Source organism: Kitasatospora sp. NPDC098652 (assembly GCF_044760155.1).
Lineage (GTDB): Bacteria > Actinomycetota > Actinomycetes > Streptomycetales > Streptomycetaceae > Kitasatospora.
Genome location: NZ_JBIWAQ010000018.1, coordinates 68317 through 81458, shown reverse-complemented (window position 1 = coordinate 81458; position 13142 = coordinate 68317). Strand labels below are relative to the sequence as shown.

Genomic DNA, 13142 nt, shown 5'->3' with positions numbered 1-13142 from the left:
GGCCCGGACATGACCTGACGGTACTTCCGCCGGTCGTTCCGCCTGGCCGGCAGGGCCGTCGGGTGGTCGAATCGCACCCAGCGATCCGACCACCCGACCCCACCCACCGGGAGTGGCATGTCCGTTCTGCCCCACCGCCGCCGGCTCACCGTCGGGGCCCTGGCCCTCGCCGTGTTCGCGATCTCCTGCGGCTCGGCCACCGCCGGCACCACCGCCGCCGCGGGCAAGGTCCTGTGGACCCCGAGCACCAAGGCCGGCCCGTCCTCCTTCCCCGGTGTGCAGTGCGCCGCCCCGAGCACCTTCGGCGTCGTCAAGGACCCCGCCAAGGGCGAGGTGTGGCGGGCCTTCCAGGCCGCGGACCAGGAGCGCTGCGAGACGGTCGGCCCGGACCTCAAGGGCGGCGACACCTTCTACCTGGGCTGGTCGTCCAAGGTGGACATCAAGGACGACCAGAGCCGGTACGTGTTCCAGCTCAAGTGCTCGCCCAGCGAGGGCACGGCGAACCACCCGATCGAGATCGACATCACCAACGCGCGGGTGCGGCTCCAGGAGTGGGACACCGAGCACAACGCGCACCCGCTGTGGACGGCGCCGGTGAAGAACGGCGAGTGGCACGCCTACGCGCTCAGGATCCACCTGGGTCGCACCGACGGGACGATCGACTTCTGGTTCGACGGCAGGAAGCAGACCTTCACGACCGGTTCGGGGACCTTCAAGGGCACCACCTGGGACGGCGACCGCAACTACCTCAAGTGGGGCTCGTACCACCAGAACCCGGGCGAGGCGACGAACACCTTCACCAGCCCGGTGATGGCCACCACCCTGGACCTGGCCACGGCCGGCTCGTAGCAGCACCCACGGGCCCGGACCGCAGCGGATGCGGTCCGGGCCCGGGCCCGTGCCGTCAGCGGATCCGGGCGACGCGGGCGGCCGCCACGGCCACCAGCAGCCCCAGGCCCACGCAGGCCGCGCAGACCAGGAACATCGTCCGGTACCCGGTGGCCTCGGCGACCAGCCCCAGCGAGCCGCTGCCGGCGGCGAGGCCCACGGTGAAGCAGGCCCCGAAGGTCGACAGCGCCGTGGCGCGCTGGCGTTCGCCGACCGAGCGCACCACGAACAGCCCCAGCACCGGGTAGATCTGCCACATGCCGACCCCGGTGAGCACACCGCCGATCACCCCCGCGCCGAGGCCGTCCGACAGCCCGATGAGCGCGACCCCCAGGGCCTCGACCAGGAACAGGGCGGCGAGCGCCACCGGCCGGGTGGCCTCCCAGCGGATCCAGGTGCTCGCCACCCGCAGCAGCACCACGGTCAGGGAGTACGCGGTGACCACGGCCGCTCCCCCGGCGACCCCGAGGGCGTCGAACTTGGCGACCGCGAAGCCGGAGACGGCCGCGAAGCCGAAGGCGGTGAAGACCAGCGCGATGCTGGGCAGCACGGTGCCCAGCAGGGCCCGGCCCCGCTCGATGCCGGCCCGCTCCGCCGACTTCGCGGGCACGCGCACCTCGGGCACGGACAGGGCGATGAGGATGACGGGCAGGGCGAGCAGCCCGGCGATCACGAACGTGGCCGTGGTGCCCACCAGGTGCTCGACCAGGGTGCCCAGCGGAGCGCCCACGCCGATGGCCACGTAGATGACGGTGCCGCTCAGCCCCAGCGCCCAGCCCTGCCGGTCCTTGGCGACCAGTTGGACCGGCCAGACCCCGGTCGCGGCCAGCATCACGCCCATGCCGATGCCCACCAGCATGCGCAGGCCGACGAGTTGGGCGACCGACCCGGCGAGCGGGTAGCAGACGGTGGCGAGCGTGGTCAGGAGCGCTCCGCCGATGGTCAGGGCCCGGGCACCGAGGCGGTTCATCAGCGCGCCCGACACCGGGCGGGCCAGCAGCGCGGTCAGCGCGTAACCGCCGACGACGGCGCCGACCTCGGCGGGACCGCCGTGCAGCGGGCCCGTGACGAGGCCGGGCAGGATCGGGATGGTCAGGGCGAACGGCAGGTAGCCGATGCCGCTGCCCAGCGAGATCAGCAGGGCGTGCCGTACGGATCGCTTGTCGGTGGTCTCGGCAGCGGGCTGCTCCAGCTGCTCGGTCTGCACACGCACAGGTTCTCTCCCCCAAGTCACGGCCCCCCGCACCGCTGCGGTGACGGCCCGGACCGCAGCGGATGCGGTCCGGGCCTACTGTTATCAGACGCCCGCCTTCGACCGATCGGATGGTTCTCACCCCCCCGCGCCGTCAGCACACCGTCCGGGATCCCGGCGCCGGGAGTCCGGATACCTACCATGTGCGCCTTGAGCGCCCCGCGAATCGGGGCTTCCGACTCGAGGAACGGCTGGGCAGATGAGAGCAAGGATCCGCGGCCGGCTTCGGCCCTGGGCCGTCGTCGGCGTCGCACTCGCGGTCGTGGCCGGTACGGCCGCCGCCGCGCCCGGGGAGAACCCGCAGGACGACCTCGGTCCCGACATCACGGCGATCATGAACAAGCCCGCCTACCAGCACGCCCAGTGGGGGCTGCTGGAGATCGACCCCGAGGACGGGCGGGTCCTCCACTCCCGCTACCCCGACCAGTTCTTCATGCCGGGTTCGACCGTCAAGCTGATCACCATCTCCGGCGCCTGGCACGCCCTGGGCCCCGACCACCGCTTCACCACGCCGGTGCACGCCGTCGGCCGCCTCGACGGCTCGACCCTCACCGGGAACCTGGCGCTCGTCGCCCAGGGCGACCTCACCATGGGCGGCCGCACCAAACCGGACGGGTCGGTCGACTTCACCCCCATCGACCACACCTACGCCGACGACGTCCCGGGCGCCACCCTCACCCCGGAGGACCCGCTCGCCGGCCTGGACCAGATCGCCCGTCAGGTCCGCGACTCGGGCATCACCACCGTCGACGGCGACGTCGTCATCGACCCGCGGCTGTTCACGCCCCCCGCGCTCAACCCCCAGCCGACCCCCCTCATCATCAACGACAACGTCATCGACCTGCTGACCACGCCCTCCTCCCCCGGGCAGCCCGCCCAGCTGAGCTGGCGCCCGCAGGTCGCGCCCTACCAGGTCACCTCGAACGTCCGCACCGTCGACCCGGGCGGCACCACCGACATCCAGGTCAGCGCCTCCCCCGACGGCACGGGCATCACCCTCTCCGGCACCATCGCCGCCGACGCCCCGCCCACCTTGAAGATCTCCCAGGTCCAGGACCCCAACGCGTTCGGGCGCACCGCCCTGATCGAGGCCCTGGGCCGCGCCGGGGTCACCGTCACCGCCCCGCCCACCGGGCCCAACCCGCAGGCCGCGCTGCCCGCCTCGTACAGCGGCGACCCCCAGGTGGCCGCCTTCGTCTCCCCGCCGTACCGCGAGTACGCCAAGCTGATCCTGAACGTCAGCCACAACCTCGGCGCCAACCTGGCCCTGTGCAACATGGCCGTCGGCCGCGGCAGCAGCAACTGCTTCGACGGCTTCCCCGTCGTCCACGACTTCCTCACCACGACGGCGAAGGTCGACCCGACCCAGTTCCAGCTGGCCGACGGCCGCGGCGACGTCCCCGTCGACCGCGTCACGCCCACCGGGCTCAACCAGCTGCTGGCGTACTGGCTGCACACCCCCGACGCGGACGCCTTCCGCACCTCGCTGCCGATCCTCGGCGTGTCCGGCACCGGCGCGCTCTACTGCAACACCGACGCCTGCCCGGCCAAGGGCAAGGTCTTCGCCAAGCCCGGCACCATCATCGGCTTCGACTGGCTCAACCAGCAGTTCGCCATCAACGCCCAGACCTACGCGGGCTACCTCCAGGCGGACGACGGCCACCTCTACACCTTCTTCGTCGGCGTCAACGGCGCCGCCGTCCCCAACATCCAGGGCTTCTTCGACGTCAACGACGACGTCGACCAGATCGCCGTCATCCTCCAGCAGGAGGCCTGCAGGCAGGCCCGCAACCACCCGCCCCACCCGACCGCCTCCTGAACCCCCCTCCCCGCCCGGCCGGGACGGCCGACCGCCACCGGCCGGGCGGGAGCACGTGGTCGACCTCGGACCGCTGAAATCCGGACCGGTGCGGCGAAACGTGGCGGGTCCCACACTCCGCGGCGCCGGAAGTGATGAGGGTCACTCACCGACCCCGGGCAGGCGGGCGGGCGGCGTCAGAGCCCCTGAGGACTGGGCGGGGCGTGGATCGGCACGGGCGAAGGCCCTGTCCGCTTCGGGACCTTGGGCACGAATCCGGCCGACCTTCGGCCCGGTGGTTCACCGTGCGTATCCGGGCAACCGTGGACGGTCGCCCGGCGTGGTCGGGCGAGGGCGCCGTCCGCTGTGGGCGGCGCCGTTCCCTGCCGTCTACCCGGCGCACGGGACGCGTGACGAGCACGTGGCCGTACGTCCCGGAGGACCCCGAAGCCCATGTCCCAAACGATCGACAACGCCCCGTACACCGCCTTCCACCGCAGGCTGGCCCTGGCCTGTTCCGGCGGGCCGCTGCTCGACGGCTACATCCTGAGCATCGTCGGTGTCGCCCTGATCGGGATGCGCCCCGACCTGGGCCTGTCCACCGCGCAGGTCAGCCTGATCGGCGCCGCCGCCCTGGTGGGCATGTTCGTCGGCGGCGCCGTGTTCGGCGTGCTGACCGACAGGATCGGCCGGGAGGTGATGTACACCGCCGACCTGCTGGTGATGGTCGCCTGCTCGGTGCTCTCGTTCTGGGTCGACTCGGTGTGGGCGATCACCGTGCTGCGCTTCGTGCTCGGCATGGCGGTGGCCGCCGACTACCCGATCGCCACCTCCCTGCTGGCCGAGTGGCTGCCCGCCAAGCACCGCGGGCGGCTGCTCGGCCAGCAGATCGTCGCCTGGTACGCCGGCTCGGTGCTCGCCTACGTGGTGGGCTACCTGTTCCTGGAGCTGGCCGGACCGGGCAGCTGGCGGTGGATGCTGGCCAGCTCCACCGTGCTGTGCGTGGTGTTCCTGGTGATCCGCCGCGGCTCGCCGGAGTCGCCGCGCTGGCTGGCCGCCAACGGGCGGGTCGGCGAGGCGGTGCGCGTGGTGGAGAAGCACCTGGGGGTGCGGGTCGACGGCCGCGAGCTGATGCCCGACCCGGCCGGGCGCGCCCGCGCCGCCGGCGGGCTGCGGCTGCTGATGACCCCGCCCTACCGGCGCCGCACCCTGTTCTGCGGCCTGTTCTTCCTGTGCCAGGTCGGCCCGCTGTTCGCGATGCTCACCTTCGGCCCGCAGATCCTGTCCTCCTTCGGCATGCCCGGCGGCACCGTGATGGAGACCCTGGGCACCGGGCTGATCAGCCTGGTCTTCCTGCTCGGCTGCTACCCGGCGCTGCGCCTGATCGACACCAAGGGCCGGCGCCCCGTCATCATCTGGTCCTTCGCGCTGATGACCGTGCCGCTGGCGCTGCTGGGCGTGTGGCCCACCGCCCCGGCGGCCGTGGCGCTGACCGCGCTGTGCGCGTACGCCTTCCTGTGCGGCGGGCCGAACGTGCTCGACTGGACCTACCCCAACGAGCTGTTCCCGACCGAGATCCGGGCCACCGCCGTGGGCATGGCCACCTCGGTCAGCCGGATCGGCGCCGCGGTGGGCACCTACCTGCTGCCGCTGTCGCTGACCGGCCTGGGCACCGGCCCGACCATGCTGATCGCCGCCGGGGTGACGGCGCTGGGCCTGCTGGTGTGCGTGCTGTGGGCGGAGGAGACCCGCGGTACGGCGCTGGGCGCCTCCCCGGCCGCGCCGCGTACGGGCCGGGCGCCGGGCGTCCCGGCGCAGCGGGTGGCGCAGACGGTGCGCTGACGGTTCGTCGGCCGGCGGCGCCGTCCGGGGTTCCCCGGACGGCGCCGCCGTTTCTCCTCACCAGGGGGCGTCCGCCGTGTCGTCGACGCCGTTCAGGCGGTTCAGGACGGCCCGGAAGACCCACCGGTCGAGGTACCCGGGGTACTTGGGGTGGGGTGGGAGGGGGTCGTCGCGTTCGACGCCCGGGGGCAGGCCGCCGGTGGCGGGGGCGAGTTCGCGTTCGTCGCGGAAGGCGAGGGCGACCCAGAACCCGGCGGCCAGCGGCACGGCGGCCACGCCCTGGGGTGGGGGCCAGGGCTCCCCGTTGAAAGTGTCGTCCCGTGCAACTATTGTGTTGACATATAAAGCGCATCAGCAAGCGCCTGTGTCCTGGCGCTGCCGTTCCCACCGGGAGTCCGACATGAGCACCACCCTCTTCACCCCGTACACGCTGCGGGAACTGACCGTTCCCAACCGGGTCTGGATGCCGCCGATGTGCCAGTACAGCGCCGCACCGGCCGGAGAGGCCGCCGGGGTCCCCACGGACTGGCACTACACCCACCAGGCGGCGCGGGCCGCCGGCGGCACCGGGCTGATCATCACGGAGGCCACGGCGGTCAGCCCCGAGGGGCGGATCAGCCCGTACGACCTCGGGCTGTGGAACGACACCCAGGTCGAGGCGTTCCGCCGGATCACCGACTTCCTCAAGGCCCAGGGCACCGTGCCGGCCGTCCAGCTCGGGCACGCCGGGCGCAAGGCCTCCACCGAGCGGACCTGGGTGGACCGCGGGCGCGCCCTGGCCCCCGAGGAGGAGCACGGCTGGACCCCTCTCGCCCCCAGCGCGCTGCCCTTCTCGCCCGAGCACACCACCCCCGAGGAGCTGACGGTCGATCAGATCGGCGGGATCGTCCGGCAGTTCGCCGACGCCGCGCGGCGCGCCCTGGCGGCGGGCTTCCAGGTCGTCGAGGTCCACGGCGCGCACGGCTACCTGATCCACCAGTTCCTCTCCCCCGAGAGCAACCGCCGCACCGACGCCTACGGCGGCTCCTTCGAGGGCCGCATCCGCTTCGCGCTGGAGGTCGTCGACGCGGTGCGCGAGGTGTGGCCGCAGGAGCTGCCGCTGTTCTTCCGCGTCTCGGCCACCGACTGGCTCACCGAGAACCCGCAGGACGGCCGCGAGGGCTGGACCTCGCAGGACACCGTCCGCCTGGCCAAGGAGCTCCAGGCGCACGGCGTGGACCTGCTGGACGTCTCCACCGGCGGCCTGGTGCCCGACGCCGCGATCGAGGCCGGCCCCGGCTACCAGGTGCCCTTCGCCGAGGCGGTGCGCGACCAGGCCGGCCTGCCGGTGGCCGCCGTCGGCCTGATCACCGAGCCGGCCCAGGCCCAGGAGATCCTCGCCGCCGGCCGCGCCGACGCCGTCCTGCTCGGCCGCGAACTGCTGCGCAACCCCTCCTGGGCCCGCCACGCGGCCGGCCAGCTGGGCGGTGAGGTGCACACCCCCGTCCAGTACCACCGCGCCTGACGACGCGGCTGCGGCCGCCGCCCCCTGGACTTCGGGTCGGCGGCCGCACCACAGTTGACGCTGCGTCAGGAGTTGCCGCGGCCCAGGAAGTGGCCGGCGGTGGTGGCGCTGGTGGAGCGGCGGTCGTGGGAGGCGTCCTCGACGACGTGGATCATGCTGCTGTCCGGGTCCATGCCGCGGTCCTTGGCCCAGCCGCTGACCAGGTGGGTCATCTCGTTGTTGGCGTCCAGGTAGGTGTCGGAGATCTTGGCGTTGGCGACGCTGTTGTTGTGGTCCTTCATCTGGTTGTCCCACTCCCAGGCCCAGGTGTCGACCAGGCGCTGGGCGCTGTCGCCGACCCACGGGATGGGGGTGAGCGGGGCGCCGACCACGTGGTAGGCGACCTTGGCCTTCCAGTCGGCCTGGAGGTTGGCGTCGTCGCGCTGGCCCATGGCGACGTCGGCGCGGATCGCGTCGTAGACGCCCAGGCCGGCGGCGCCCTTGTTCATCACGTCCTGGACGTCGTTCTGCGAGGGGTGGGGCCCGATCGAGGACAGCTCCTGGGCGATCTTCGCGCTCTCGGCCTGGTGCAGGGTGGCGTAGGCGTCGGGGTTGTCGGACAGTCCGCGCATCACCCGCACCAGGCTGTCCTCGCCGACGCCCATGTGCACGGTGCCGTTCGCGTCGGTCCACACCGTGCTGCCGTGGTCCAGGTACTGGGAGTTGCGGCCGTTGAAGATCTCGTGGCTGTCGTTGGTGTAGTCGGCCAGCGCGTTGGCCAGCGGCTGGCGCAGGTTGGCGTTGACCTTGTTGCCGCCCTGGCCCTCGTCCAGGGTGGTGACGGTGTCGTGCATGATCCGGGCCTGGGCCTCGGTGTGGTGCCCGGTGTGCGGGGCGCCGGCCGGCTGGCCGGTGGTGGCGGCCTCCAGCGCCGCGCCCAGGCCGCTCTGCGACAGCGGGTCGGGCGTCTTGAACGGGCCGGCCATCGAACTGACCCAGCCCTCGGGCCACTTGCGGTCCTTGAGCAGGTAGTGCAGGTGCTGGTTGCCGCCGCCGGAGTTGGGGTCCAGGTAGGCGGTGGCGGCGTCCGGCTCGCGGCCCATCACGGCGAGCACGTTGTCCAGCGGGTCGGCGCCCAGCGCGGTGCCGTTGTGGTTGGCCTTGTAGGACCACGCGTCGGGGGTCTTCTTCTCCGCGGCGGTGATGTCGTCGGCCAGGTCGCCGAGCATCCCGGCCGAGTACGTGGCGTCGCCCTTGGTCATCAGCGTGGTGAGGACCTGGTACCCGTACACCGGGTCGGTGTTGGAGCCGTAGTTGTGGTCCCCGTCGCAGCCGACCTTGGCCATGCCCGCGCGCCAGCGCCGGTAGAAGTCGGTGTTGGTGTCCTGGGTGGCGGAGGCCAGCGCGTGGGTGAGGCCGCCCTGGAGGTCGGTGTAGGCGGCCTTGCGGTCGCCGCCGGGGCTGCTCAGCTTCCCGGCGAGCTTGAGCATGCCGTCCGGGCCGAGCCGGTCCAACAGGCCTTGGGAGAAGGCGGGGTGGTCGGCCTTGTCCTTCATCAGGTCCTGCAGCTGGACCAGTTGCTCCGGGGTCAGGTCGTTCAGGTGGGTGGCCAGGTCGGCGGCACGCTGGGCGTCACCGGCGTCGCCGCCGCCCACGGCCTGGCCGTTGAAGGTGGTGTCCAGCGGGTTGCCGGCCTTGGAGGCGCCGCGCAGGGCGGCGGCGATGCGCTGGTCGGCGCGGGTGGCGGCCTGGATGCCGGCCGCGATCGCCTTGGTCCACTTGTCGGCCGCGTCCTGGTAGGACTGCCGGGCCTCCGGGTCGTGGTGCAGGGCCTGGCGGGTGGCCGGGTCGAGGGTGCTCTCGTCGAACACGGCGGTGCCGGTGCCGGTCACCTTGAAGCCGTCCTTGACGGCGCCGTCGGCGGCGTCGCGGGTCTGCTTCTGCGCGGCGGCGAAGTCGGCGTGCGCCTCGTCGAGCAGCGAGGCCATCGCGTTGGCCTCGGTCTGGGCGTCGACGATCTGGCCCTTGGTGGCCAGCAGCGCCGCGTTGGCCAGGTTCGCGGTGCCGCCCGTCCACCAGGGGCCGCCGCTGCCCGGCAGGCCGGAGCCGCCCGGGGTGAACAGGCCGTTGCCGCCGATGCCGCCGCCGTTGCCGCTTCCGCCCAGGACGTCCTGCTCCATGGTGGTCTGCATGGTGTGGAAGCGGGTGGCCATCGCGCGCCACTGGGTGGCGGCCGAGGTCAGCGCGTCCGGGTTGGCGTTGATGACGTCTTCGTATCCGAGCATGGTCACTGCACCTGGAGGGACTGGGCGATGGACAGGTTGGTACTGCGGTAGTTGGCGCTGGTGCTCTGCATCGCGGCGGCGTTGGCGTTCAGCCGCCCGGTCAGCGCCTTGACCTGCTGGTGCCACTCGTCCAGCGAGTCCTTCAACGCCCCGGCGCTGTCCCAGTTCTTGAGGGCGCCGACCGCCGTCCCGGTGGCGTCGTCGGCGACCGCGCCCGCGCCCGGGCAGTCGTGGGCCAGGTTGGTCAGCGTGGCGTGCGCCTTGTCCAGCGCGGCGTGGTTGACTCCGAACCCGCCCGGTGCCGGTGTGCTCATCCGTCGTTCCCCCATGTGTGGTGACCCGGCGGTGTGGTCACCGGGCGCCGATGATCGTAAGTCCGCGGAGCGCCGGTTTTCGCAAGGGATTCATCAGGGATTCGTCACCGTTCTGTCACCGCCCGGCGCCCGGCGGGCCGTTCGGGTACGGCACACCGGCCGGGCCGGGGCCGGTGGAACGGTCCGGGGCCGGCGGAGCGGCCCGGGGCCGGCCGGGCCGCCCGTACCGTGACGGGCCGAGGGCCCCGCACCCGCCCGTTGCGCGGGGGGTGCGGGGCCCTCGGGTGGGCGCAGCGCTCAGGCGAGCAGGTCGGACTGGAGGTCGACCACCTGGCGGAAGGCCGCGGCGGGCACGCCGCGCGGGTTGGTCATGGTGATCACGGCCACCACGTCGGAGGCCGACACCAACGCCAGCCGGGTCGTCGGCACGTCCTTGCCCGCGGTCTCCCGGGACTCCTTGCGGGTCACCTCGACACCGTCCGGCAGCTCGCCGTCGGCCGAGGAGGTCGCGGTCCGCGCGTCGGGCGCGGCCTTGAGCTGGATCTCCGAGCGCGTCCGGGAGAAGGTGTCCCAGGCCTCGGCGGAGGTGCCGAAGCGCATCAGCCGGATCCGGGTGCTGGTGCCGTCGGAGGCGGTCCACTCCCGGACGGTGGCCGCGCGGCACACGTTCTGCCGCAGCAGGGTGCGCATCCGGGCCGGGTTCTGCAGGTCGCCGAGCAGCGCGTCGCAGGACACCCAGTTCGCCGGGGCCGCCCCGTCGGGGGCCGCCGACGCCGTGCCGGAGGCGCTCGGGCTCGCGGAGGCCGAGGAGGTGCCGGACGGGGCGTCGGACGGGGCGTCGGACGGGGTGCCGGACGGGGTGTCGGAGGCGCTCGGGCTCGCGGAGGCCGAACCCGTCGGGACCGTCGGGGCCGGGAAGACCGGCGGGTTCACCGAGCCGCCGGCCTCCTTGGGCGCGGGCAGCAGCAGGTACCGCAGGTCCGCCAGGTGCACGGCGGTGCTCTTGTCCTTGCTCTTGTCCTTGAGGTTGGGCGCGGCCTTGCCCGAGGGCAGCGGCGGCAGGGCCAGCGGCGGGAAGGTGTAGCGGCCGTCGCCGGCGGTGGCCAGGCCGGGGATGTCGGTACGCTCGGGCGCGGTGACGGCCAGCGCGGTGCCGGTGCCGGCCAGGGCGAACACCAGGACGGCGCAGCCCCAGCGCACCGCGGCCTTGCGGCGGCGGGCGCGGTGGGCGGCCTGCTCCTCGGCGGCCCGTGCCGCGAGGGCCTGCTCCTCGGCGGCCGGCGGCGGGGCGGGGGCGGGGGCCGGGTCGGCGTCGAGCGCCGGGGCGAACTCCGGGGCGGACTGCGGCCCGGGCTGCGGGGTGGCGGCGTGGTCGTCGGTCATACGGAGGCTCCGGGGCTGGCGAGGCGGTCGAGCTGCATGGTGAAGAGGGCCACGATCCTGTCCTTGGGCAGCGGTGCCACGCCCTCGGCGCTCATGATCACCAGGAGGTCGCCCTCGGCGGCCGAGCACTCCAGGTAGTCGATCGGCGCGGACGGCGGCGCGGGCATCAGGTAGCAGTGCGCCTCGGGGTGGCCGGGGATCTGCGGGCCGGAGCGGAAGATGCCGGTGTCGCCGGTGAACACCGCGGTGTACTCGTTGATCCGTTGCACCTCCTGCTGGTTGAACTGGCGCAGCCGCAGGCCGATCACCAGGTTGCCGTCGTCGTTGCGGTAGGTCCGCACGCCGGTGCCCTTGACGTGCAGGCCCTGCCAGTAGGAGCGGAGCTTGTCGCGCTTGTCCTTGGGGACCTGCTGGAGCTCGGCGTCCATCTCGTCGGTCAGCTGTCCGGCGCCGAGTTCGGTGTCGTTGCCGTAGCCGCCCTCGTCGGGGCCCGGTGCGTAGCCGGCCGGGACGGGCAGCAGCAGGTCGCGCAGCGAGCCGAAGTGGCTGCCGTTGGACTTGGCGCCGAAGGGCGTGGGGGTGGCGGTCGGGGCGGGGGTGCCGGTGGGGCCGGCGGCGGCGACCGGGGCGGGGTCGTCGTACTGGGTCTTGATGATGCCGACGCCGATGACCACGCCGACCAGGGCGGCGGCGACGGTGGCGGCGCCCGCGCGCAGCAGGCGGCGCGGGGCGGGGTTCGGCGCGGGGGCCGACTGGCCTGCGGGCGCGGCCGGTTCGGTGGCCGCGGGGGTCCGCTCGGCCGGGGTGGCCGGAGTTGCCGGGGTAGCCGGGGTGGCCGGGGTGGCCGGGATGAGTGGCTCGGCCGGGGCGGCCGGGGTGTGCGGCTCGGCCGGGGTGGCCGGCACGGCGGCCACGGAGTCGTCGGTCACGGAGTCGTCGGTCATGCCAGCCGCTCCCACTGCTGCTTGGCGAGGGCCTTGAGGTCCCCGGATTCCACCGGCTTGGGGCTGAACACCTCGACGGTCATCAGCACCGTGCCGCGCTGGGCGGCGGCGTGGCCGTAGTAGTACTGGTCCTTGGTGTCGGACCAGTGCCTGGGTTCGGGGTCCACCCGGTAGCCGCCGTCGGTGTCGTCGGCGAAGGTCTGCCCGTGGAAGGCCGCGGCCTCGTCGATGTGCTCGGGCGTGTACTGGGTGAGCGTGACCCGGTAGCGGACGTCGTCCTTCATCCAGTCCACCTCGGCGGCGCGCCGGAAGCCGGACGTGGCGAGGTCCTTGAAGACGACGGCCGCGTCGCCCTTGCGTTCGGCGAGTTCGCCGATCGACATCCAGCCGGGCTTGTCCGGGTAGTCGCCCCAGGCGGTGCTGCCGTCGGGGGCGCTGATCAGCAGCTTGGTCAGGTCGCCCTCGATGGCGGGCGGCGGGGGCTGGGCGGCGGCGAGGGCGGCGGGGTCGACCGTCTCGGCCGGGTAGGCGGGCAGGGCGACCTGGAGCGGGGGCAGCGGCGTGGGCGGGCGCTGGGCCTGGATCGCGTAGCCGACGCCGCCGCCGGCCAGCACGCCCACGACCAGGGCGCAGACGGACAGCAGCACCGGGCGGGGGCGGCGCGGGGGGCGCGGGGCGGTCTCGGGGCCGGCCGACAGGTAGTCGGCGTGGACGTCCGCCGTAGGGGCGAACTCCTCGACGACCGGCGCCTGGTGCGCCGATGCCTGGGCCGACCAGGGGGACGGCGCCGGGACGGGGGGCACCGGCGGGACCTGGGGCACCGGTGGTACGGGCGGTACGGGCGGCAGCGGCGGCGTCGGCGGTTCGGCCGACGCGCCCGACGCGGACGGGTCGGACGGTTCGTCGGCCGCGGACGGCGGCTGCTCGGGTTCGGTGGTCACGGAAGCGACTCC

Annotated in this window: 11 protein-coding genes; 4 read left to right on the top strand and 7 right to left on the bottom strand. The window is 73.5% G+C overall.

Features of this window, described 5'->3' with window-relative positions:
• Nucleotides 1-117 precede the first annotated feature (117 nt).
• The gene (locus ACIQWA_RS30615) at nt 118-849 is read left to right on the top strand and encodes a heparin lyase I family protein (RefSeq protein WP_402487990.1); all 732 of its coding nucleotides are present in this window, start codon (nt 118-120) and stop codon (nt 847-849) included.
• A 55-nt stretch (nt 850-904) separates the two neighbouring features.
• Here ACIQWA_RS30615 and ACIQWA_RS30610 read toward each other — a convergent pair whose 3' ends face one another.
• Complete coding sequence (locus tag ACIQWA_RS30610; RefSeq protein WP_402487988.1) at nt 905-2101, bottom strand: MFS transporter; 1197 nt, start codon at nt 2099-2101, stop codon at nt 905-907.
• 238 nt (nt 2102-2339) lie between these two features.
• Here ACIQWA_RS30610 and dacB point away from each other — a divergent pair, with 238 nt between their 5' ends.
• Nucleotides 2340-3959, top strand: a complete 1620-nt coding sequence (gene dacB / locus ACIQWA_RS30605; RefSeq protein WP_402487986.1) for a D-alanyl-D-alanine carboxypeptidase/D-alanyl-D-alanine-endopeptidase — start codon at nt 2340-2342, stop codon at nt 3957-3959.
• 432 nt (nt 3960-4391) lie between these two features.
• Complete coding sequence (locus tag ACIQWA_RS30600) at nt 4392-5780, top strand: MFS transporter (RefSeq protein WP_402487984.1); 1389 nt, start codon at nt 4392-4394, stop codon at nt 5778-5780.
• Nucleotides 5781-5837: 57 nt separating this feature from the next.
• Here ACIQWA_RS30600 and ACIQWA_RS30595 read toward each other — a convergent pair whose 3' ends face one another.
• Nucleotides 5838-6056 (bottom strand): hypothetical protein, encoded by a 219-nt coding sequence (locus ACIQWA_RS30595; RefSeq protein WP_402487982.1) that lies wholly within the window; start codon nt 6054-6056, stop codon nt 5838-5840.
• A gap of 124 nt (nt 6057-6180) precedes the next feature.
• Here ACIQWA_RS30595 and ACIQWA_RS30590 point away from each other — a divergent pair, with 124 nt between their 5' ends.
• Entirely contained in the window at nt 6181-7284 is a 1104-nt protein-coding gene (locus ACIQWA_RS30590; RefSeq protein WP_402487980.1) for an NADH:flavin oxidoreductase/NADH oxidase, read from the top strand.
• Between the two features lie 65 nt (nt 7285-7349).
• Here the strand turns inward: ACIQWA_RS30590 and ACIQWA_RS30585 are convergent, their stop codons facing one another.
• The 5 genes from ACIQWA_RS30585 to ACIQWA_RS30565 all read right to left on the bottom strand — a co-directional run bounded on the left by ACIQWA_RS30585 (nt 7350) and on the right by ACIQWA_RS30565 (nt 13130).
• A complete protein-coding gene (locus ACIQWA_RS30585; protein ID WP_402487978.1) occupies nt 7350-9548 on the bottom strand; it encodes a DUF6571 family protein in 2199 nt (732 codons plus the stop codon).
• A 2-nt stretch (nt 9549-9550) separates the two neighbouring features.
• Complete coding sequence (locus ACIQWA_RS30580) at nt 9551-9862, bottom strand: hypothetical protein (RefSeq protein ID WP_360232043.1); 312 nt, start codon at nt 9860-9862, stop codon at nt 9551-9553.
• A 297-nt stretch (nt 9863-10159) separates the two neighbouring features.
• Entirely contained in the window at nt 10160-11245 is a 1086-nt protein-coding gene (locus ACIQWA_RS30575; RefSeq protein ID WP_402487976.1) for a hypothetical protein, read from the bottom strand.
• Nucleotides 11242-12189 (bottom strand): hypothetical protein, encoded by a 948-nt coding sequence (locus tag ACIQWA_RS30570; RefSeq protein WP_402487975.1) that lies wholly within the window; start codon nt 12187-12189, stop codon nt 11242-11244. The genes ACIQWA_RS30575 and ACIQWA_RS30570 overlap by 4 nt, the downstream gene beginning before the upstream one ends.
• The gene (locus ACIQWA_RS30565; protein WP_402487973.1) at nt 12186-13130 is read right to left on the bottom strand and encodes a hypothetical protein; all 945 of its coding nucleotides are present in this window, start codon (nt 13128-13130) and stop codon (nt 12186-12188) included. Before ACIQWA_RS30565 ends, ACIQWA_RS30570 begins: the two co-directional genes overlap by 4 nt.
• Between the last annotated feature and the right edge of the window lie 12 nt (nt 13131-13142).

Coding starts and splice junctions, on each gene's coding strand:
- ACIQWA_RS30585 (WP_402487978.1), bottom strand. CDS start 9,548: ATGCTCGGATACGAAGACGTCATCAACGCCAACCCGGACGCGCTGACC.
- ACIQWA_RS30600 (WP_402487984.1), top strand. CDS start 4,392: ATGTCCCAAACGATCGACAACGCCCCGTACACCGCCTTCCACCGCAGG.
- ACIQWA_RS30570 (WP_402487975.1), bottom strand. CDS start 12,189: ATGACCGACGACTCCGTGACCGACGACTCCGTGGCCGCCGTGCCGGCC.
- ACIQWA_RS30575 (WP_402487976.1), bottom strand. CDS start 11,245: ATGACCGACGACCACGCCGCCACCCCGCAGCCCGGGCCGCAGTCCGCC.
- ACIQWA_RS30590 (WP_402487980.1), top strand. CDS start 6,181: ATGAGCACCACCCTCTTCACCCCGTACACGCTGCGGGAACTGACCGTT.
- dacB (WP_402487986.1), top strand. CDS start 2,340: ATGAGAGCAAGGATCCGCGGCCGGCTTCGGCCCTGGGCCGTCGTCGGC.
- ACIQWA_RS30580 (WP_360232043.1), bottom strand. CDS start 9,862: ATGAGCACACCGGCACCGGGCGGGTTCGGAGTCAACCACGCCGCGCTG.
- ACIQWA_RS30615 (WP_402487990.1), top strand. CDS start 118: ATGTCCGTTCTGCCCCACCGCCGCCGGCTCACCGTCGGGGCCCTGGCC.